Consider the following 22,297-nt stretch of genomic DNA (forward strand, 5'->3'; position numbering starts at 1 on the left):
ACTCCTCACTATTCCAATCGAATACGGTTTCCATCTTGCAGAGGCTCACTGCTTTTCAGAATGATCTTATCCTCTTCATAGATGCGATCGGATTGGATCATCGTTTCTTTGTCATTCTTTTCACTGAATTCAATGTTCACTTTACGGGCAACAAATACATTACCGAGTGCACCTGGCTGCTCTTCAACCACAAAAACATACTTCCCTTCCCGATCCTGATGAACAGCGCCGCTTGAAACAAGCAGCCCTTTTTCGCGTGAGCTTTTCTCGATTTTGATTCGAGCCTGCTCACCTCCCTTCAGCTTGGCATCTATGATCTTAATGCGAATGATCTTTTGAGGGACGGTTGTCGTCACCGCTCCTTCATCCGATCCCCCCTCTATAAGCGGCTCCGCATTGGTTATTTCTTCAATGACACCGTCCATGACACTGCTTCGCTGCTTGTTATCTGTATCTACCTCAACCTCAATCCGCTCTCCGATGGATACCCCTATGCTGGACAAGCGCTTGGCATCCGCACCCACTTCAAATCGGTAGCCTTGGCTGCTGTTCGAGATAATGACATCCGGCTCGCCCGCAGATGACAGTCCTTCTACTGCATTCAGCTTGGTTACAATCCCGTTGAACGGAGCCGTCAGTACTTGATCTTTTGACAGACGTTCTCTCATCTGGTTGATCTTGCGTTCCTGCGCAACCATATCAAGTTTACCTTTTTCAATTTCACGTTTTGCGCTGCGCTGCTTAAGTTCATCTTCATCGATGGACGACTGAATAAACTGGTCCTGAAGATTCTGATGCTCGATTCTCTGCTTTTCCAGATTCGTTACTTCAAGTTCTATTTCTTGTCTTGCCGATTGACTATCATAGGTGATGAGCTTCTGCCCCTTCTTAACACGTTCCCCTTCTTTCACGAGAATCTGCTGAACCTTCCAGTCCGTTGAACTGGATAGTTTAGTATCAGCAATCGACTGAAGGATTCCGCTTCCTTCGATTGCTAACTCGATGCCTCCCATTTTCGGCTGTTCCGTAGTCACCTTCGGCAAGGTGAGTGATTGCAGCGTGTTACTGAATAACGTGAAGAACAGCAGCAATCCCATAAAACCCATGAACACGACTTGAATGATTCGCTTTCGTCTTAGGTCAGCAACCCCTTTTCCTAACTCCATATCCTTTTCTTCTCCTCCTAAAAACCGCCCTGAAAAGTTAACCCTTAACTCCTGACAATTGAATGCCCTCAATAAAATACGACTCCACATACAGAAATAACATCACCATCGGGGCCATATAGAGGAAGGATGCAGCAAAGGCAATCCCCCGCTCGCTATCATGGATACTGGATAAAAAAACGGACAGCGGCTGCTTGAATGGGTCGTCCAGAAAAACAAGCGGCTGTTCCACCATGTTCCAATAGTCAACGAACAGCAAAATCACGAGAGCGGCCAGTCCTGGCTTAATCATCGGAACGATCATTGTCATAAATATCCGCAAGTGCCCGGCGCCATCCATTTTGGCAGCTTCAATGTAGGCATAGGGAATATCCAGCATGAACTGTCTGAGCATAAACACGCCAAATGCTGCGAAAATGCCAGGATAGATGATGGCGCCTGTGGTATTCAGCATGCCAAGCTTATCGACCATAATATAGTTGGGTACCAGCGTTACTTGGAATGGCATGAGCATCGTCATGACATATACAAGAAACATAGGATCCCGGCCGCGGAATTTCAGCTTGGAGAATGCATAGGCAGCTAGGGCTGCTACGAGGGTCTGGCCCGCAATGATTGGCACCACCATGAACACGGAATTCCAAAACATGCTCAAATATTTCGGATTGTCGATGAACACCTTCCCATATTGTGCTAAAGACACCTTGTCCGGAATCAGTTTCAGGTTTGCAAAGGAGTCGTCTCTACCTGGAGTCGCTTCATTCATTTGCCCGATGAGGCCATAATTGATCTCAATTTCCAGTTCTGTCATCAATGAATTTGTGAATGTAATCACAAGAGGTGATATTAAGATCACAGCAATAACGCCCATGAGAAACGTTAAAGCACTTTTTTTCAATATGTAGACTACTCGCACAGACTTCGCTCCACCTCCTATTCCATGTACTGTCGATGCCGTCGTTCAATCGCAAAAAGCACCAGGACGATCAGCATAATACAGACAAACATCAAGGATGCCGCTGCGGTCAGCTTCTGAATGTCGAGTGATGCAAACATATTGTTCATATAATGCTGCATCATGTAAATGCTGTCATGAGGATAATCACCTGCGATCAGATACGTTTCCCGAAACACTTTGAATGAGTTGATAATGGACATAATTACAACAAAAAACATGGTGGAAGTCAGATAGACCAGCGTCACGCTTCGGAATTGTCGTAAACGACCAGCCCCTTCAATCCGGGCCGTTTCATAGTAATCCTTCGGAATTTGCTGCAGCCCCGCCAGGAATAAAATGACGTTGTAACCGATGTTCTTCCATAGATACACAATGATTACGACCCCACGTGCCGATTCCATCTTCATCCAATCCACCCGTTCATATCCATAGCTGTTCAGCCAGGCGTTCAAGGAGCCGTTCCAATCAAATAGCAGCTGCCAAATCATGATGATGGAGGCGACGGGCACAACAAGCGGCATGACATAAGCTGTCCGAAGCCATTTTTGAATATATATATTTTTATTCAATAGCATCGCTAATCCCAGGGACAGCATGACCATAAGCGGAACACTGACCGCGCTGAAGTAAAACGTGTTGGATGCCGCCTTGCGGAAGGAACCACTTCCAAGCAGTTCCACGTAATTATCGAGCCCCACAAAATGACCGTCCACCGATTGGCTCATAAAGGAATAGTACACGCCCATGACAAATGGAATAAGATAAAAGAGTGCAAATCCGATACCGCTTGGCACGAGAAACAACATGGCCGCCGAAGCATCCTTACGGAGCCATTTTTTCATGATTGACCGATCCATCCTTTCTCAGTTAAGTTCAGACCTCCATCCTGGCTTGTTACGTTTCCCAATGCATTAAGAATAGAAAAGATTGCTTAAGAAAAAAGTGGGAAAATATTAAAAAAACCTAAAATATTGTAGGGATTTATCGCTTGCGTTAAAAACAAAAATGGTATAACAAAAAGCAGTTTCGCTTCCTTGTCTGGAAGTACCAAGCAAAGCATTTCAATACCCGATGCTCACATGCAAAAAAACAGTTATGAGTATTCACGCAGTTACAATGGTCTGAACGGGCAACGAGAAATGCTGTTTTATATTCCCGGAGTAGATTATAACGACAAAATCCTTAATGATCTCCCCCTGCTTCAGGAAATGGATCCAGCAAAGCTGGTTGAAATGGCCATTTCTTTTGACAAAAGCTATTCATTAAGTGAGGTGAAACAGCTGACTCCTTCAGGACTAACCCAGACTTGGTATTGGGTGGACACCTACGATAACAAAAAAATTTATGAACCCTATATCGATGGAAACGGGAATAAGAGCTACGCAATTCCTCATTCAGAGTCATGGGCTCACGGATTTGGCATCTCCCCAACCGAACCTGCAATTGAAGCAACGGAACAGCCGTTTCTTGATGCTTTGGAACGGGGAGTTCAGCTGAAAGGAAACTACCATTATGATTTCAAGCGAATCTACAATTATTTAAAGAAAGATAAATCTAAACCGGATGCGAGTGATGTTCGTATTTTGGGCGTGGTTGTTACAGGGACAGCAGAAGAGTTTCAGGTACTCAGTGGAAAACCTTATGTGAGAGGGATTACATTGGGGGCTGTAGTTGATAAGTACTAAATGCTGCTCCCCCCTTCCACATTCAACTTTTTTTGTACACCCTTACCTTTCTATGTAACCATCATACGATAAGGTAGGTGGAATGATTCATGAGCGAAGTGATAGGTGAATATCGGTGTTGCATATGGTAAATTCGGAAGAAAGGCCATGTAGGCATGGGCTTCATGGCCTTTTGAATGGATATGAAAGTTAAAGTCTTGGGGACTTTATCACACTTAGGCAACAGTTCAGAATAGGAATTAAGCCATGAAGGCAATCATGCATGACACTTATGCCATTAAAGAAACGGGCATAACAGCCTTGGGCGAGAGAATTATACCCAAGCACAGAAAGAACTAGTAATTATCACCAACAAGATAAAAAGAACCAATATTGCCCCAACTGAACCGTGACCCTGATGACAATGATGGTATCCGTGTCTTAGAACTTCACTCATGTGTTTTCCTCCTTTTATGGTTATATGTCATAAGGTATTCAGTTTCTTACTCGTTGACAAGGCGAACGTCCATATGAATAAAAAACCTCGGGGATTGCCTCCCTCAAGGTCAATCAATACTGCACTTGCTTCGTAGGAAATAATGACTCTTTATACACTAATTTCCTAAATATACCTTCATTATCTACTAAAGATTATACGTGAACATGGTGCTGGGATTGATTCCTATCAAAATAATAAAAGTCGCCTAACTACCTGATTGGTAGTTAGGCGACCGCTTAAACATTAGATATTGTATTAATTGCGGATAAGATAATCAAATGCGCCTAAAGCAGCATTTGCGCCGATCCCATAGAAATGATGATCTGTTTGTACGGACTGTTTGTGCAATCGCCGGCAGTAAACACACCTGGCAAGGTGGTAGCGCCATGGTGGCAATATAAGAAACACCGTTCAACTTATCTGTTCCAGTAAATTCTTTTATCTGAACGTTCTTCAGGACCGTTACGTTAGGCAGACTGTAAAGACGATCTTGATGAACGGCGTCCGCTTTTAGCTCCGTATTGTATTCGAGAACCGTCACATGACTTACAATGCCTGCAAGATCAATCGCTGCTTCGATGCCGGAGTTTCCTCCGCCAATAACCGCTACGTCCTTGCCTGCAAACAGAGGACCATCACAGTGCGGGCAGTAGGCTACACCTTATGGGCGAGTTGTCGTCTTGTCTACGCTCCCACTTCTCCGATCATTTGCCGCTCAATTTGCTTCATCTCATAAAAATAGCCTTTTTGCTCCATCAACTCCGGATAAGAACCTGTTTCGATTACCCTGCCTTGGTCCATGACCACAATCTGGTCCATCTCTTCCAATCCGGTAAGCCGATGACATATCAGGAGAAGTGTATCATGAGCTGCCTGTGTATAGAGATGCTTCATAACGCGCTGCTCTGTCACATAATCCAGCGATGAAGTGGGTTCGTCCAGCAGCCATAACCGTCCTTTGCGAAGCATCGCCCGTGCCAGAGCCAGCCGCTGCTTCTCCCCGTCTGAGAGATTCTCCCCTTTTTCATACACCCTATCGGTCAACGATGTATCGGGCAGCTGCACTTTAGCCAGCACTTCCAACAATTGTTCGTCTGTGTGCTCTTCTCCATTCAACAGCAGGTTGTCCCGGATCGTTCCCCGGAAGAAATGACTTTGCTGCAGCACCACGTTAGCCGCTTGCCATATGCTCGCCTCATCCAGTTCTTTCACCGAAATGCCGTTTAATCGTATATCACCATCCATTGGTGTACGCAGCTTGAGCAGCAAGTCGATAATCGTTGATTTTCCTGAACCGCTCGGCCCGACAATCGCCGTTTTGGATCCGGGTGTAATGAGCAGCGACATATCCCTGAGCGCCGCTCTCCATTCACCTTCATATTGAAACGTAACACCGGATAGCTCAATCGAAACAGCATGATCCACAGCCAACGTGCCACCTGGCTGCGAGGATTGCACGGCGGTGGACTGAACCGTTTCCGTCAGTCGTTTAGCTGCGTGTTCGCTATCCTCCTTATACGCGGGTAATGTCGCCATTGCCGCCGCTTCTTCAAATACGGTTAACGAGGCCATGACCAGCATAGCCAGAAACATCCCGGCGAGCGCCCCGTCCATTATTAAATAGGCACCCAGCGCGAGCACCCCCCAGGAAATGAGAAACGTAACCAAAGCATGCATCGATTGCCCGCGCAGCAAGTGCCCGGCTGCTCGCTGCTGCTCGGCCGCCAGTGTTGAGGAAGCCTGCTGAAGCTGCTGCTCCCGCTGTGCCAATTGCCCGTACACTTTTAAATCCCGGAATCCATACAACACTTCGGTAACTTCCGTGGAAAGCTGCGCCCGCTGCTCGCGAACGCGTCCATGGATTCTCCGCTGCCCGAGCAAAACAATTCCCGGTACAACGAATGCCGTTACCAGCATGCCCAGCACAAACAGAAGGGCAATCCAGAGTGAAAAGGCAGAAGTAAACAACACTGTAGCCAAAAACACCATGACTACCATGATCGGAGGATAAGCAACACGCAAAAAATAATTTTGCAGGCTTTCCACATCCCCAACGATCCGCGCAAGCAAATCCCCGCTTCGATTTTTGTTCAGTATACCGGGCGTTAAAGGAATTAACTTGGCAAAAAAGGATGTGCGCAAACGGCTGAGCATGGAGAACGTCGCCCGGTGAGAATACAAGCGTTCTCCATAACGGCTCGCCGCCCGAAGCAGACCCAGCATTTTGACCAGCGAGGTGAGCACAATCAATGTATAGAGCGGTGGCGCAAATACCGTTTGCGAAATCAAATAACCGCTCGCGGAAAAGAGTGCCACACCGGCTATGCCAGCGATAAAACCACCCAAAATCGATAGGACAATATCCTTGCGCTCCTGCATCATCGCTTTGGACAGAACAGCCAGCTCATTCATGGTCATCCCCCCTTTTCCGCTCTACATCCACCATCTCGGCATACTGGGGCAGACGCTCCAGAAGCTCATCATGCCGTCCGGCGTCCACCAGCACTCCACGGTCCATATACAAAATTTTGTCGGCTTGTTGGATCGTATATAATCGGTGAGCCACCGTTATCATCGTAGCCGACTTGGCCAGCTTGGCAATGGAGCGCTGCAGTACCCGCTCGGTGTGCAAATCCAGCCCAACTGTAGGTTCATCAAACAATATGATGGCAGGCCGCTTCAAAAAAGCGCGTGCCAGAGCAAGCCGCTGCTTCTCCCCGCCGGACAGCCCCCTGCCTCCTTCACCCACAAAGGTATCAAATCCATGCTCCAATTGGGCGGTAAGCGCGGCAAGTCCGGCTTCCTCTGCCGCTCGCTCAATTTCAGCCCTGGTGATGTTTCCACCAGCCCCAATTGCAATATTTTCAGCCAATGTGCCTGCAAAAATATACGGATGCTGTGTAATGTAGCTAACATGCTCGAACCATGCGCTCTCATCGTATTGTGAGAGTGGGCTTCCATTCACCAGTACGGTTCCCGAGGCTGGTTTCAGCAAACCTGCAATGAGATGGAGCAAAGTCGTTTTGCCGGAACCGCTCTTGCCAACAATGGCAATGTGTTCTCCCGGACCCAGCGTGATCCGTCCAGTCTCCAGCTCGAAAGAATCGGGAGCATATCGAAACCGGAGATGGTCCAGTTCCAACGATGGCGGCATGTGAATTGGGTCGAAATGAGCAATGATCTTGTCGATTCCTTCGGATGTACCTTCTCCTTCATTGCCATTCGCGTTCCAGCTCTCCCCTGCCGTTTCCTCCAGCATCTGCTCCACCTTGCGAACCGCTCCCATACTGGTTCGTCCGCTGTGAAAGGCCGTTCCCGTGTTCTTTAACAGACTGTAAAACTCGGGAACGAGCAGCAGAACGAGAAATGCAGTATGGAACGTCATCGATTTGAAAACGAGCAGCTGGATAGCCAGTTCGAGCGCGACAATACCGATACTTAGCATCACGATCGATTCCAGCATGAAGGTATTCGTAAACGCAATCTTCAAAATGCCCATCGTGGCATCACGGTAGCCCAGACTGCTGCGTTCAATCTCCTGCTGCTGATGGCGGGCCCGTCCAAATAGTTTCAACGTCACCAGCCCTTGCAGAGAATCCAGAAACGTACCTGAAAACTCGGCCAGCTGCGCATATTTTTCTTCGGATTTATTCTTCGTTTTCAGCCCCACCAGAATCATGAACAACGGGATAAACGGAGCCGTAAACAGCATAATGAAACCTGTGTTGGCATGTTGGGTAAATGTAACGACCAGAATCAGTAGCGGGATCATGGCAGCTTCCATCATACGCGGCATGTACTGACTGAAATAACTGTCAGCCTCATCCACAGCATCCAGAGCAATACTGACCTTCCCTCCCGTCTGTCCAAGAAGGGTTGAAGGCATGGAGGCATGGGTCAAGTTTTGCAGCACAGCTGCTCGCATATTCGTCTTCGCAGTGGCAGCCATACGCAAGCCAACTTTACCGTTTCCATACGACAACAATGTGCGTATAACCATAACAGCCAGAAGCAGGCCGAGCAGCACGGCAACCGATGAAAAGGAAGCACTCTCTACAAAAACCCGCTGGACTGCTTCAGCAAGCAGTCCAGCCTGACTCACAATAGCAACACCAAGCGCGAGCGAAATGACCGCGAGGAGGGTCATACTTTTCCGTTGTGAAGACATTTGCTGAGAAATCAGACTGGATCTCCTCTTCACAGATCTCTCCTCCTTATATATATAGGCCTGTATAGAAACCTGTTACAAGCCGTAATGGATCAATTCTCTTTATTTTTTCCCTTTTACATAATCCGCATCAAACAGGAATAGTCGGAACACCAGAATAAGGGATGGGATCAACAGGAGCAGTCCACCGACAAACACAACAACCAGTGCGAAGCCCATGGCCGGTGAAGTTGCGCTGCTCTGAATCGTGATGTACGGATCAAGAATATAAGGGTATTGCCCAATCCCGTAAGCGAAAAAGGCACAGAAAAATTGCAGCATGACGCATATAAAAGCTAAACCATAACGTCGTCCGTTGTATAACAGCCACATCGTAATCATGAAGAAAGCAACGGAAAGCGCGAGCAGCCACCATAAATCCATCATATTTTGAAAATGACGCTCATTGTGCTGACCCAAATAAATAAATGCTGTCAGTGCGAGAATAATGGTCGGTGTGCTCCAGAACAGGGCATAATTCCGCATCAGCTTCAGCGCAGAATGATCCTCTGCCCGAGAAGCGTAAAATGTCAAAAATGTGCCGCTAATGAACAACACGGACACTATTGCGAGTCCCACAATGCTCCACGATAACGGATTGGTAAACAGCTCCCAGTAATCCAGAGAAACCGTCTCCCCCTGCTTCACGATAAAGCCGCCTTCAGACAACGTTAGCGCCACTGATAATGAAGCGGGAATAAGCAAACCTGTTGCTCCGTATAAGAACAGATACACAATGTTTTTCTTGGAGCCGTAATTTTCAAAAGCATAAAACGAACCGCGAATCGCAAGCAGTATTACGGCTATGCTGGCCGGAACAAGCAGCGCGGAGCCATAATAAAAGGCCGTGTCCGGAAAAAATCCGACGATACCAATGTAGAAAAAGACAAAAAATACATTCGTGATCTCCCAAACGGGTGATAAATAACGGGAGATCAAACGATTAATCAGATGATCCTGCTTCGTCAAGCGTGCATAGAAAGCGAAGAAGCCCGCCCCGAAATCAATAGAGGCTATAATTAGATAGCCGTACAAGAACAGCCACAGCACCGAGATGCCAATCAATTCGTAACTCATGATGCAGGACCACCCTTCTCCGTAGATGGATCAGGCTTTTCCTTCAGCCATTTCTCCATCTCGACTTCCGCCGGATTATTGTTGAACAAGCGTCTTAACACGATTACACACATGATGCCCAGTACGATGTACAGGAGCAAGAAAACGAAGAATAAAATTCTTATATTCGGTGAAGACGTAGCAGCTTCCTCCACCCGCATAATCCCGCGGATAATCCACGGCTGTCGCCCAATTTCCGCATAGAACCAGCCCAGCTCAACAGCCAGGAAAGCAAGCGGTGCGCCCAGTGCGATAATGCGAAGCATCCACTTGTTAAGCTCATTGCGTTTTTTCCAGAACACAAACAGGAAATATAGCACCGCAATAGCGAGCAGAGCAAATCCGATTCCGGCCATCAAATCAAACAGGTAATGAACGAGAAGCGGCGGCCATTCGTCCTGGGGAAATTCCTCCAGCCCCGTTACCTCTGCATTAAAGTCTCCAAAGGCCAGGAAGCTGAGCAGTTTCGGCAGGTGAAGAGCCCCTAGAATTTCATGCTCTGCATTCAGCCATCCCATTAGAATCAAATCCGCGCCGCTTTCCGTCTCAAAATGCCACTCTGCCGCAGCAAGCTTCTCCGGCTGATGCTCAGCCAAAAACTTGGCGGACACATCCCCGGCTAACGTGTTCAGCACCCCGAACAGTAAAACAACGGCCATCATGAGGTTCAAGGCTTTTTTGTGGTAGGCGGATACCCCTTTTCTCAGCATCGCAAAGGCTGCGATACCGGCTAACAGGGCTGCTCCTGTCAAATAAGCCGAGCTTAATACATGGAACACCTTGGAGAACGTTGCCGTATTCAGCATCGCTTGCACCGGGTCAACCGCCGTGAATTGGCCTGCTTCCATCACAAAGCCTCCAGGCTGGTTCATGAATCCGTTCACCGTTGTTATGAAGACAGCCGACATGCCTGCCCCGATCACAATCGGAATGGTCAGCAGCCAGTGGATATACGGATTTTTGAATCGATCCCACGTATACAAATAAATGCCCAGGAAGATGGCCTCAAAAAAGAACGCAAACACTTCCATGAATAATGGCAGTGCAATGACATTCCCAGCCAGCTTCATAAAATTCGGCCACACCAGGGCCAGCTGCAGGGAGATCACGGTGCCGGTCACGACACCAACCGCGACAGAAATGACAAAACCTCGTGCCCACCTCTTCGCCATCAGTGTATAATGGGGATCTTTCTTGCGAATCCCGATGAACTCTGCAATAGCGATCATTAAGGGTATACCGACACCAAGTGTCGCAAAAATAACGTGGAATGCGAGTGTCATACCTGTCACCAGCCTGCTCCACATTACCGTATCAATTGCCATTTTATACTGCCTCCTTTTAAACTCTGTTCCATTATTGTGATAAATTAAACTTTGGATTAGGCCTGCCACCCGTTGGGCTGCATTCAATATCAGGTTTGGATAGGCTTTAGGCGACATCGCTGCAAGCTGCGTTTTTATGAATCGTTCCTCGATCTCTGTTATATAAAAAGAGAATTTTTTCACAAAGTAACGTAAATGACAGCACTGTGTTGGGCAAAACGTTGGTTGCTTCGTTTGACTACCGTTTGCCCGACTGAAGCGAGATCTTGCGAGCCTGTATAAACCTGGTACTACATGCATTTAAATGACTAGATGAAACCTAATAGTTAAAATTATTATATCTTTGTCTCTTAGCAAATCAATCACTGACACGTCTTCGTCCCTAAACGTTCAAGAAAGGGTCAACTCTTTCTGACAACTTGGTGAAAAATACAGAATGCACTCGAAGGAGCTATTGATTCATCTCCCTCATACGTGGTAATGCGCGTATCCCTCCCATCAGAGCCAACATCATCTTATTACCCATTACATGCGTAAATAAAAAGATTAGAAGGCTGAAGCGCCAAGTTTTTTTATGGATTTGGGACTTGAACACCTTGTTCCCATAGCCCTCTTCTTTTTATGGAGCCTCAAAAAAAAGTCGCATATTAAGCGACTTTTAGAGTCTTTATGTTCTTGTTGTCCAACGTTACCGAGCAATCACTTCAAGTACATTGCCGCTTCCATCGTCAATCATACGTATATTGTGATCATCAATGAGTTGAATGGTGCCGTCCGACTTCAACCATTCATGCTGCTCCATTAACCCGTGAGCAACAGATTTGCGAATTAGCCCTTTATTCTTAAATACTAATGCATACAGATCATATTCTCCAGTCTTTCGATTAGAATACTCAATGATTACAATAAGTAAATTTTCGGGAGTCCGCTTGAATTGTAAGCTGAGATCGTGAGTATTCACATTAATGTCCTTGATGCCTAGCGGAATCGAATTCTTTTGTCCCGTAACAGCATTAGTAATCTCAAGATCCCCTCTTGCTGCACGAATCACATAGCTGTATCCCATCATGCTGCCATAGAAAGTATCCGTATAATTGTGGAGTCCAGTCACGGTTACCTTCCCCGTCTTTGTGTCACGATCAGCCACTTCCCCATCCAGAGCAGATGCGAGAAATTGAATCGGCACATAAAGGTGACTGATATACCACACAGGCTCTCTGCCCATATCCACTTTTCGACCATCAACTTCAGCAATTTTGCTGCCCATGTGTACAACAATGCGTTTCTGATCCCTTGTCAGAACGGCCACATCGTCACCTTCCATCTTCCACAGCAGACCTGCCGCACTGCCGAGTGAGAAAAAACTTGCGTAAGTAACCCCGTCCTTAAGCAGCGTCTCAATATGAGAGATTCGGCCGTCTTCCCATTGCAACTCCAGTTCAACGTACTTCGAAGCCGCATCCGATTTTTGTGCTCCCAGCGGTAAAAGTACGGATATCATAAGTATAACGGCAATTGCATTTTTCCATTTCTTAATCTTCAAGTAATGATCACCCACTTAATGTAAAGTTCAATACTACAATAGTAACACATAGATCTTAGAAAAGTTGCTGCGACAGTAAAATCCGTTCCGTAGATCGTGCGTCTCACGACTACCGGTTTTGAACGCCTTGTGAGAGAGTCCAGCCTCTTCTTTAGGTGTAACTTATACGGCTTTTATATCTATCAGCTTGATCCATCATTACGATTCTGTCTTGCTTTAACCACTCTCGGTATTTGCTTCTCATAAATGGACAATACATTTGAAATCAATTGTTCTTTAGGACTCGTGTTATCTTTCAAAACTGCGTATATAAGGTTCAAGAAAGTCTTCGCATCTTTATCTGTTAAACTTTTGATAGATTCCACGGTGGTATCATTTGATACACGACCATCTTGCTCCTCCATAACGGTTCCTCATTTCTGAATATTATTTATGGACGACAAACATATTGAAAATTGATGCGGTAACCCTGGTATCCCCTGAATTCTCAGAACATCATCACTTACTAACATTAAAATTCTATAGTCAATGAAGGAAAAGCTTATTCCTCCTTCTTCAAGTCACAGCTATTGTGGCCATATCGTCATATGCTTCTTTCATTCTATGTAACGAAATTGACGAAAAGCAGCAGCTTGTCCATGAAATACATCGTTATCGTCTGTAAGATTCCATACCGTCGCCTGCATGATATAGAATCTTCTGCCGGTGCTGGAAATACGAATACCTGTATAATTATCGACATATCCATATTCACTGACAGCTTTCAGGAAGGCCGCGCGTTCCTCGCGCTCCATCGGTTCTGCCGTTAGCCTCGAGGGCGTTTGGGTGAAGGTCTCCCTGTTTACTTCCCACAATTCAAGCGCCATCTGATTACCATAGTTCAAAATCGGGTCCGGCTCTGTTCCATGGGACAGTATGACGAGTGGAGCCCGGAACAGTACTTCTGATTCTGTACCTGATTCAACTGAATGATCAAGAAGCGACTTTCCTGTCCATCTCAGGTAGCTGTTCAGAATCACACTGGCGTGCTTGTTGGATGTATGAAAGCTGTTGTTATTCATTTTCCCCGTCCTCCCTGCTGCTGCTATCGTAAAAGGTGAATCACATCTCTATTTTACCAAAGATTGGTTTCTTTGCGTTTAAAAAGTAGCGCTATCTTGCTCAGAACCATTCCTGACTCTTGGGGTCAGGGTAACCGTACAGGTGGAACGATTCGCTCATGGACGTCTTCAGACAGCAAAAAGGGCATCTCGCAAGATCTAATATCTTTTGAGACACCCTCATTTTACTATGATCTTCTTTATAAACTAAGCGGGAACTGCTTAATAGAAGGCTGGCTTTTCACCATCGGTATTCGGCTTGTTGACCCCTAAATTTCCGCGAACATGGAGATCCGAAGATTCAATTAATTTGACAACTAGGGCCGCGACGCTCTTGCGCGATACTTCCGTGCCTTTGAACGGCTCGCCCTTCTCCGTAACCTCATATTCAATCTCGTCATAATCGGTCAGCCATGCAGGTCTGAGTACGGTGTAGTCGAGATTCGAGGCCTCGATAACATCGACTGATTTGCGATATGGTCCCAAATATTCACCGATTGTGCGGTTATTCCACTTGCCGAAATCTCCCGGGACTTCATCATAAATACCGAGCGAGCTGATAAAAATCAAGCGTTTCACGCCCGTCGATTCCATTGCATCTACGATGGCTTTCGCTTGGTCCTCCAGATCGTCGCCGGACAGATTGGCATAAACCGCATCTTGTCCTTCCATTGATTCTCTTAATGTTGTGTGATCCAAGACGTCGCCTTCGACCAGGCGTGCACGATTTGATTCATATTTCTTCAGTCTGTTTGCGTTTCGCAGATATAGAGTCAACTGTACATCGGTTTCCTGCAGGAATAAATCAATCGCTTGGTCTGCGATTTGCCCTCCGGCTCCAAGAATTAATATAGAGGTCACATTAATACTCCTTTCCCTTGTTTATTGAATCTAAGCGAATCATATTATTTTAGATGATCTGTAAAGAACTGCTCTAACTTTTCCACTGCCGGACCCACGTATTCAGGCTGGTCGTATAATGCAACGTGTGTAGCACCGTCCATGATGAATAATTCTTTATCCCGACTAGCAGCATCTTGAACCGCTTCTTCGCTGAAGTAGCGAGTATCCGCATCACTACCGGCAATCGCTAAAAATGGCTGCGTTAAGAACTTATCAATGTGGCTAAATGCAGAGAAGGTAAAAATTTTATCGAAGCTTGTAAACACGAAACGGTTAGGTGCATTTTCGTGGCATCCGCGTGCGGTTACATAATATTCGTGTCCTTCCGCCATTGTACCCGTCATGCCTTCTTCCAATTCCTGAGGCACATACGGACCATGGAGCGTTTCACTTCCATTGGCTTCGGCTGTCCGTTGTCCAGAAACTTGTTCCAACAGTTTGATTTGGTCTTCGACCGGTACTGCACGAGCAATCCCTTCACTAAATAGTGATCCGATATCGACCATGCTAACCGTTGCTACAGCTTTAATGCGGCGTTCGGTTTGTGCAGCCGCTACTGTATAGCCCCCGCCGGCACAAACACCTAACGCGCCAATTTTACGGGTATCTACATAGGATAATGTCGTTAAATAGTCCACTGCTGCACGAACATCTTCTGTACGAGCATACGGATCTTCGAGATAACGCGGGGTCCCTTCACTCTCTCCTTGATAGGATGCATCGAATGCTAAAGTTATAAAACCTGATTCAGAAAGTTTATTCGCGTAAAGTCCCGCCGTCTGTTCTTTTACGCCGCCGCCAGGATGGGAGACAACGATTGCCGGATATTTCTTGGTTTCATCGAATCCAGCTGGAACATACAAGTTACCTGCCAACAACAATTGGTTGTTTTTAAATTTAACGTTTTTTTGCATAATTTTAGTCCTCCGATTGTTTTTTATTGTGATTGACCTGCTATTTTCGCCGATTGGATCACTTACAAATGGATCCATGTCTTTTTCTGATGCATCATGGTTATGAAATCTCGTTAATGCGTAAGTGTGCGATAACGACCTCATGTGTATTATTTTAAACAGGAATGAAATATCTTCAATGATCAAATGACCGCATCGTGTGCATTAATGCACACATCGATCGAAATTGTGCCGTGATTACGAAAATACAAAAAGGCATGGATCATAAATCCATACCTCCCAGTAGAGCTCCGCTTCAACTCCTTATAGATTCCGCTCTAACAAGCGTCCAACTTGTTCGGCCACGACATCGATCGGGTCGGTGATTTCCTTGGTAAAGTAGGATTCTATGATCCCCACCGTCGCCGTTACCATAAATTTGCGAACGATATCTTTACTGAAGCCCTTATTTATGCCTTCAGCTACATCCAATTCACCCTCAAGTTCTTCACTGACAAGCTTAATAAAACCGCTGCGGAATGAAGAAGCGCCCTTACTCGCCAAAATGGTCGCGAAGAAGGAGTAATTCTGTTCGAAAAATTCAAACCAGATCCGCATCGCATCCACAAAGCTCAAATCCGACGAGGATTGGCAGAGCCTCCTCAGCTCACTAATGTACTCTTCAATGAGTCTGTCTAACAGATCGTATTTATCCAAATAATGAAGATAGATGGTTCTTCGGCCTACGTTTGCCTTATCGGCAATATCCTGTATCGTAATTTCGTCAAAGCTTTTTTCTGCCAGCAGCGCAATAAAAGCGCCCTTAATCGACTCTTGAGATCTGAGACTTCGTCTATCCACTTTAACCATTGATGGAAGTACCACACTTTCTTTAACGAGAATTGTGTAATTTGAATCAAATCAATTATACACGCTTGTGTTATACTGCATCAATATGCTACTCATTTATCGGTTACTGAAGGACGATTAAGTAGAATAGCCCTGCTAAGACAAAACGATATAGAGCAAACCATTCCAATCGAAGCCGCTTAATCAATTTAATAAACGTCACTACTGCAATCATAGCTACAAGAAAGGATGTCATAAAGCCAATGGCCATTAGGAATAAATCGTCAGAGTCCAGCAATTCTCGACTATCGTACAAGTCCAACACGCTTGCACCAAACATAACAGGCACGGAAATAAGGAACGTAAAATCGGCGGCGGCTTTTTGACTGGTGCCAAGCAAAAGGCCGCCTGAAATCGTCGAACCCGATCTCGAAAATCCCGGCCACAAAGCCAGACACTGGAACAGACCAATCCCAAACGCTTGTTTATAATGAATCCTATCCATAGTCTCTGCAGTTTCCGTTCTCCTGCTCCGTGCGGCGATGATCATCAACAAGCCACCAGCAACCAGACCGATCAGGACCGGAATTGGGCCGAATAATTGGCTTTTTATTGTATCCTTGAAGAGAAGGTACAGAATTAATGCTGGCAGCATAGCCAACATCATATGAATTACATTTAACCCTTTACTTGGGGAAAAATCCATTCTAATGAGATTAGCCCCGATGGCCAAATACCTTTTCCAATAAAGAAGCAGAACTGCCATCACCGCACCCAGCTGTATAACAATTTTAAAAGTTATTGCAGTCTGTCCCTCAAAGCTAAGCAAATGCCCTGCTAAAATAAGATGTCCAGTAGACGAGACTGGTAAAAATTCAGTTAAGCCCTCTATTATGCCAAGTATTATCGCTTTCATAACATCAGTCATCCGTGAATATCCCTCTTTCGGAAATAAATTCGTCAAGCAATTTCCAGTATAAATGGGACACCCATTTATTTCCTTCGATTGACATAACAATAATCGATTCCGTGTGACATTATTGTCACTATCGGGAACTGGGACAATGCAAATGCAAAACAAAACCCAACGATCAGGACTTGAGTACTGATCGTTGGGTTTTGTGTTTTGTCATGCTTCCAGTTTGGATTTAAGGGACCATTTCACTTTTTTTTGAGAAGTTACTTCTGCACGATCTGAATCAGGTTCCCGCATGTATCGTCTAAGACGGCTATGGTGAGCTCGCCCATTTTAGTCGGTTGCATCGTAAACTTTACACCTTTGTCTACTAGTCTTTCGTACTCTGCTTGAATATCTTCCACACCAAACATGGTTGCTGGTATTCCATCAGCGAATATCTTCTTTTGAAATTCCTTGGCGGCAGGATGGTCATTCGGTTCGAGCAGCAGCTCCGTGCCGTCTTGATCATCGGGAGAAGCAAGCGTTATCCACCTGAATTCTCCGACAGGTACGTCCTGCTTCTTAACAAAACCGAGCTTCTCAGAATAAAATGCCAATGCCTTGTCCTGATCTTGTACAAAAAGACTGGTAACTACGATTTTCATACTGTTAGTGCCTCCTTCGACATATGGGTTGTACTAAAATTAGTCTATCCATCCATTCAGCAAATTCTTAAGCGGTTCGTTGTTAAATATTACGACTCGAAATTTACCCTTTCGCTTTGATATAACAAGTCCTGCATCTTCCAGAACAGCAAGATGTTTAGCTATCGCTTGTCTTGAAATCGAGAGTTCGTGCTTCATAATGAGACGAACCGTAAGTTCATACAACGTCAGCTCGTTGCGTTCGGATAGTTCGTCCAGCATAAGTCGCCGAGTCGAGTCGCCAAGCGCTTTGAATACAGCATCCTTATCCCAATTCATATATCGATTATATGCAACTCTACGGTTGCTTGTCAACCTTAAGCAACTGCAGAGTTGCGTGATAATTTTTCAACTAAAATGCTCCATTAGTCAATCTTACGATTACTTCCTTGATAGCAGATGTAATGGTAAGCTTTATGTCCACATAGACCATATTTTCGGCTCTCTAGCCAAGGCTTCTTACTATCCGTGAAGGTACGTTTTACACGATTTCGATATACCCTTCTGTTCCATGCACGCGAATGCGCTGCCCGTCTAGGATCCTTGTAGTTGCATTCTCCACGCCTACAACGGCCGGTAAGCCATATTCTCGTGCGATCACGGCTCCATGGGTCATCAGTCCACCAACTTCGGTGACCAGACCTTTTATGGAAACGAACAACGGTGTCCAGCTTGGATCCGTAAAAGAGGTGACTAATATATCTCCTTCTTCGAGATCAGCTTCTTCCATGTTTAAGATGACACGTGCGCGTCCCTCTACCACTCCGGAAGAAACAGGCAGACCTGCCATAGCATCGGCTGGGAGATGTTCTCGTTTGTATTTACCAGCAATGATTTCACCATCCGATGTGATGACGCGAGGCGGCGTTAGCTTTTCGTATAACCTGTACTCTTCTTTTCGTTGGCTGATGATCTGGCCGTCCAGTTTATGGGTGCGTACGAGTTCGTGAAATTCTTCAAAAGTAAGATAATATATATCTTCCTGGTCATGAATAACGCCCGCTTGTACGAGTCGTTCGGCTTCTTTCAGTAGCGCCTGTTTATATACGAAGTAGCGATTCACCATGCCGTATTTGGGATATTCCCGGTAGCCGCTGAAATTCCGAATAAGGTCAATCCTTCGCTTGGTTTCTTTTGCTTTTTGTTCACCATCCGGTAATGACTTCAATCGATCTAATATCGCTTGTTCTTTTGCCAGAGCTTCCTGCCGCCCTTGTTCAAATTTCCGCTGGCTTGCATGAGGCTCAACGTTTTTGATATTGCCAAGAATTAACGGAACAAGTGTAATGGGTTTTTCGCTCCAACGGGTGCGGGTTACATCGATTTCTCCAGCACAGCGCATGCCGTATTTGCCCAGATAATCGTAGATAGCGTCCCGGGCTTCCGGTCCACCGTCCAGCTTGATCAGTTCATCCATAAAGCTGTCGTCTTTTACATGCTGTAAATAATCAATCACTTCTGGATAAGGACGTATTACATCTGCGACATCCAATAGCGCAAGTCCCATTTCCGAAGTAATATTGCCTGATACCGATTGAGAAAGTGTATCTGCTGCGTTTTTTTCACCTAACCACTTCTCCATGTTTTCATTGATCCACGCTGAAGCATCCATAGCGGCCATAATGACAGCTGAGCTTTGCGGGTCAAATAATATCTTCTTTAATTGCTGAAAATCTTCGAGGATAAAATCAAACAAACCGGATCCCGATTTCGTTTGGATGTTATGTTTCAACTCTTCTATTGAGGCTTGACTGCGTTTGATTAAATCAGAAACGATGGACGGATCGTATTCGATCGGTGCTTGAACACCCGGCGTCGATTTAGCTTTGCTGTTACTGGGAGCCGGTTCTTTGTTTTCATTTGGTAATAATGTGATAAAATCTCGCTCAATTATGGTCATAAGCGCGTCTTTAATAAGCGGATCAGATTGACCCAGAGTATTCAATATCGTTTCTCTGCTGACAGGCGAAGCCAGCATAGGTGTAACATCAACAAACAGCCTTCCACCGGCTGTGCGCATAGGGGCAGGAGTTGTTAACAGGTAAAAAGACAATCCCAGCGGTTTCATGGGATCTGTCATCATTTGCTGATGTCCGACAGATACGTAAACGTGATTGTCTTCATCCTTCGCTTCAGGGATAGGGTATAACGTCGTGATGGGCCGACTCTGGACAATGTAAAAAGTATCCTGGTCCAAACACCATTCGATGTCCTGGGGTGAGCCAAAATAAGCTTCGATCAGTCTTCCGATGCGTGCCAGCTCTAAAATTTGCTGCTCCGTAAGTGTTTGAGCCTTTTGCTGATCGAGATCAATCTGCCGGGTCTCTGTTCCGCCTTCTTTTCGACCATAGATCGCCAATGTTTTGGTTGCTATCCTTTTATCAACGATTTTCCCTTCCTGCACTTGATAACCATCGGCGGATACCAAGCCAGAGACCAATGCTTCTCCAAGTCCAAAGCTGGCATCGATGGATAGCAGCTTTCGGTTCGAAGTCATGGGATCCGCGGTAAATATAATCCCTGAAGCCTGCGGGAAAATCATCTTCTGAACGACAACGGACAAATACACCTGGCTGTGGTCAAACCCGTTTTGCATACGATAGATGACCGCGCGATCCGTGAATAGGGAAGCCCAGCATTTGCTGATATGCTGCAGGATGGCATCGATGCCGATGATATTCAAATAGGTGTCTTGTTGACCTGCAAAAGAGGCGTGCGGTAGATCTTCAGCAGTCGCGCTAGAACGCACAGCATAAGCGTGGTCTTCGCCAAACCGGGAGAGATACTGAGTAACGGCTTCTGCAACTTCGGAAGGAATTTCTACTTCCACAATGCTTTGCCTGATCCTTCTGCTGATTTCGGCAATTTGATCACGATCTTCTGCTTTTAGCAGGTTCAGTTGATGGATCAAAGCATGATAGGTTTCGTTTTGCTCCATAGCTTTTTGATAACCCAGGGTTGTAATACAAAATCCTTCAGGTACTTGTATACCTTCCATTTTTGATAATTCCCCTAGATGGAGCCCTTTACCACCAACAAGCAAAAGCTGCGTTTTCTCGATTTCCCAAAAGCCGAGGACCAACGAATTCATTCACATCTCTCCTAACCATTAAATTGCAAAAAAACATTTGACAAGGTTTTTTTTGCATGATACAATAAAATTATAAGATGAACTAACTTTGACTTTTTATAATACATAGTCGTGATCTGATTATATCATCGGGTCTGTTTATACGCAATAAAAAAAGAACCTGTTCATTTATCCAGGTTCTTTTTTTTGTATTTTCCGCTAAGGTAATCCTCAGCTTGCCTCGGGTCCTCATTAAGCTCTAATATTCGCCTTTGATTACAAAAAAGGAGCCCCGAATGGTTCCAGCTAAGGTAGACTTCTGCCTCGCAAACTTAAACTTCCCTTCCAATTCCTGCGGTATCTCCATTCCCTCAGAAAGCTTAAAGCCAACGGCCCGTTTCTTCGGGTCATCCACCGTATACATGACATTGAGTCCAAGACCATCCTCATAAAAGACATAGGTAAACTGGATGTTGTCCACTTGAAAACGCGACGTTTCAAGTGGTTTGGCCGCAAACGCAAGATCACGTTCTTCTTTCAAAATTCGGTTCACATAATCAAGGGTCTCCTGGCTTTCGCTCGCTGGTACAACTGTAAATTCATGCTTATATTTGTTCATAAAGTAGCGGGCTTCGTTCGCTCGTAAGCCAGCAAGCCTGTCCGCTACGGGTGAAGACTCTAAACCAACCGTAGACACATGTTTAAAATCAACGGTATAGGACATCATTTTATCCCCCCTTAAAGTGTGAGCAAGTGTTGCTCTCTACAACCTGCTTTGAGCAACACTCGCATATGTGCGCATCATCATCTGCTTATCTTTATTTCCTTACGACAGGTATCCACAATTCACCGTATATGAAGCCGTTTCGCTCCCCCATCTCAACCGTTGTATTCGGCCCGCCAACATAGGCAATATGCTTAGCTTCTGGCAAAACTTGACCAAAGGCGATGCCAGTAAGGGTATTACTGAGCTCTTCAGCCGTCTTGGCTTCCCCTTTTACCACGAGATATTCCCCTTTAGGAAATTGGATAACTCTCGTAGCTTCCGGTAACGATGCCTCTGTCATAACACCAGCATAGTGCATCATCTTGTTATTCACCGCTTCGTTCACGGCAAAAATGTAGTCATTTGCGGCTAAACCTCTCAATGTGTCTAGTCTTCCATCTTCTTTGACCGACGACCAGAAGTCTGCCTTTTCTTTATTTATGCCGGCATAGTCCGTGTAATTGCTCTTCAGCTCTGTTCCAATGCCTAAAACGGTAAAGCTGTCTTTTTCCTCAAGAATATAATCTGCCATGTTCAAAACCTTCCTTTGTTTTAAGATGATCAAATGATTTGTCTTTTCACTTGATAGGTTTATAATAACCTTAAACCATGTCAGAAAATGATACTGTTTAGGAG

General features: G+C 45.5%; 20 protein-coding genes and 1 pseudogene. 1 reads left to right on the forward strand and 20 read right to left on the reverse strand.

What is annotated here, in order from left to right:
- Positions 1 to 8: 8 nt before the first annotated feature.
- Genes PVOR_RS15715 through PVOR_RS15725 form a run of 3 tightly spaced genes read right to left on the reverse strand, consistent with a single transcriptional unit; the run spans position 9 to position 2,966 of the window.
- Positions 9 to 1,166, reverse strand: coding sequence for an efflux RND transporter periplasmic adaptor subunit (locus PVOR_RS15715; protein ID WP_006210324.1), 1,158 nt, complete (start codon positions 1,164 to 1,166; stop codon positions 9 to 11).
- Positions 1,167 to 1,203: 37 nt separating this feature from the next.
- Entirely contained in the window at positions 1,204 to 2,082 is an 879-nt protein-coding gene (locus PVOR_RS15720) for a carbohydrate ABC transporter permease (protein ID WP_006210326.1), read from the reverse strand.
- Between the two features lie 17 nt (positions 2,083 to 2,099).
- Positions 2,100 to 2,966 carry a carbohydrate ABC transporter permease gene (locus PVOR_RS15725; protein ID WP_006210328.1) on the reverse strand — a complete coding sequence of 289 codons (867 nt, stop codon included), beginning with the start codon at positions 2,964 to 2,966 and terminating at the stop codon, positions 2,100 to 2,102.
- A 237-nt stretch (positions 2,967 to 3,203) separates the two neighbouring features.
- On the opposite strand from PVOR_RS15725, the gene PVOR_RS15730 reads away from it, so the two are divergent.
- The gene (locus PVOR_RS15730; RefSeq protein WP_052649285.1) at positions 3,204 to 3,809 is read left to right on the forward strand and encodes an anti sigma factor C-terminal domain-containing protein; all 606 of its coding nucleotides are present in this window, start codon (positions 3,204 to 3,206) and stop codon (positions 3,807 to 3,809) included.
- 733 nt (positions 3,810 to 4,542) lie between these two features.
- Here the strand turns inward: PVOR_RS15730 and PVOR_RS29690 are convergent.
- The 17 genes and pseudogenes from PVOR_RS29690 to PVOR_RS15810 all read right to left on the reverse strand — a co-directional run.
- Positions 4,543 to 4,948 (reverse strand): annotated as a pseudogene (locus tag PVOR_RS29690) (FAD-dependent oxidoreductase); the annotation flags it as partial.
- Positions 4,949 to 4,971: 23 nt separating this feature from the next.
- The gene (gene cydC, locus PVOR_RS15735) at positions 4,972 to 6,699 is read right to left on the reverse strand and encodes a thiol reductant ABC exporter subunit CydC (protein ID WP_006210330.1); all 1,728 of its coding nucleotides are present in this window, start codon (positions 6,697 to 6,699) and stop codon (positions 4,972 to 4,974) included.
- Complete coding sequence (gene cydD, locus PVOR_RS15740; RefSeq protein WP_006210332.1) at positions 6,692 to 8,488, reverse strand: thiol reductant ABC exporter subunit CydD; 1,797 nt, start codon at positions 8,486 to 8,488, stop codon at positions 6,692 to 6,694. The genes cydC and cydD overlap by 8 nt, the downstream gene beginning before the upstream one ends.
- 69 nt (positions 8,489 to 8,557) lie before the next feature.
- Positions 8,558 to 9,571: a cytochrome d ubiquinol oxidase subunit II gene (locus PVOR_RS15745; protein ID WP_006210333.1), complete on the reverse strand. Its 1,014-nt coding sequence runs from the start codon at positions 9,569 to 9,571 to the stop codon at positions 8,558 to 8,560.
- Positions 9,568 to 10,935 (reverse strand): cytochrome ubiquinol oxidase subunit I, encoded by a 1,368-nt coding sequence (locus PVOR_RS15750; protein ID WP_006210334.1) that lies wholly within the window; start codon positions 10,933 to 10,935, stop codon positions 9,568 to 9,570. Before PVOR_RS15750 ends, PVOR_RS15745 begins: the two co-directional genes overlap by 4 nt.
- A gap of 688 nt (positions 10,936 to 11,623) precedes the next feature.
- Entirely contained in the window at positions 11,624 to 12,478 is an 855-nt protein-coding gene (locus PVOR_RS15755) for a stalk domain-containing protein (RefSeq protein ID WP_006210335.1), read from the reverse strand.
- 182 nt (positions 12,479 to 12,660) lie between these two features.
- Positions 12,661 to 12,882, reverse strand: coding sequence for a hypothetical protein (locus PVOR_RS15760; RefSeq protein ID WP_006210337.1), 222 nt, complete (start codon positions 12,880 to 12,882; stop codon positions 12,661 to 12,663).
- Between the two features lie 192 nt (positions 12,883 to 13,074).
- Positions 13,075 to 13,539 (reverse strand): MEKHLA domain-containing protein, encoded by a 465-nt coding sequence (locus PVOR_RS15765; protein WP_006210339.1) that lies wholly within the window; start codon positions 13,537 to 13,539, stop codon positions 13,075 to 13,077.
- A gap of 261 nt (positions 13,540 to 13,800) precedes the next feature.
- Positions 13,801 to 14,439, reverse strand: coding sequence for an SDR family oxidoreductase (locus PVOR_RS15770; RefSeq protein ID WP_006210340.1), 639 nt, complete (start codon positions 14,437 to 14,439; stop codon positions 13,801 to 13,803).
- Positions 14,440 to 14,483: 44 nt separating this feature from the next.
- Positions 14,484 to 15,395 carry an alpha/beta hydrolase gene (locus tag PVOR_RS15775; protein WP_006210341.1) on the reverse strand — a complete coding sequence of 304 codons (912 nt, stop codon included), beginning with the start codon at positions 15,393 to 15,395 and terminating at the stop codon, positions 14,484 to 14,486.
- Positions 15,396 to 15,698: 303 nt separating this feature from the next.
- A complete protein-coding gene (locus tag PVOR_RS15780; protein ID WP_006210342.1) occupies positions 15,699 to 16,244 on the reverse strand; it encodes a TetR/AcrR family transcriptional regulator in 546 nt (181 codons plus the stop codon).
- A 103-nt stretch (positions 16,245 to 16,347) separates the two neighbouring features.
- A complete protein-coding gene (locus PVOR_RS15785; protein ID WP_006210343.1) occupies positions 16,348 to 17,151 on the reverse strand; it encodes an undecaprenyl-diphosphate phosphatase in 804 nt (267 codons plus the stop codon).
- 251 nt (positions 17,152 to 17,402) lie between these two features.
- Positions 17,403 to 17,786, reverse strand: a complete 384-nt coding sequence (locus PVOR_RS15790; RefSeq protein ID WP_006210344.1) for a VOC family protein — start codon at positions 17,784 to 17,786, stop codon at positions 17,403 to 17,405.
- A 39-nt stretch (positions 17,787 to 17,825) separates the two neighbouring features.
- Positions 17,826 to 18,104 (reverse strand): ArsR/SmtB family transcription factor, encoded by a 279-nt coding sequence (locus PVOR_RS15795; RefSeq protein ID WP_006210345.1) that lies wholly within the window; start codon positions 18,102 to 18,104, stop codon positions 17,826 to 17,828.
- Positions 18,105 to 18,306: 202 nt separating this feature from the next.
- The gene (gene ppsA, locus PVOR_RS15800) at positions 18,307 to 20,916 is read right to left on the reverse strand and encodes a phosphoenolpyruvate synthase (RefSeq protein WP_006210346.1); all 2,610 of its coding nucleotides are present in this window, start codon (positions 20,914 to 20,916) and stop codon (positions 18,307 to 18,309) included.
- Positions 20,917 to 21,154: 238 nt separating this feature from the next.
- A complete protein-coding gene (locus PVOR_RS15805) occupies positions 21,155 to 21,619 on the reverse strand; it encodes a hypothetical protein (RefSeq protein WP_006210347.1) in 465 nt (154 codons plus the stop codon).
- 94 nt (positions 21,620 to 21,713) lie between these two features.
- Positions 21,714 to 22,193, reverse strand: coding sequence for a GyrI-like domain-containing protein (locus PVOR_RS15810; protein ID WP_006210348.1), 480 nt, complete (start codon positions 22,191 to 22,193; stop codon positions 21,714 to 21,716).
- Positions 22,194 to 22,297: the final 104 nt, after the last annotated feature.

It is taken from the genome of Paenibacillus vortex V453 (assembly GCF_000193415.1).
GTDB lineage: Bacteria > Bacillota > Bacilli > Paenibacillales > Paenibacillaceae > Paenibacillus_AQ > Paenibacillus_AQ glucanolyticus.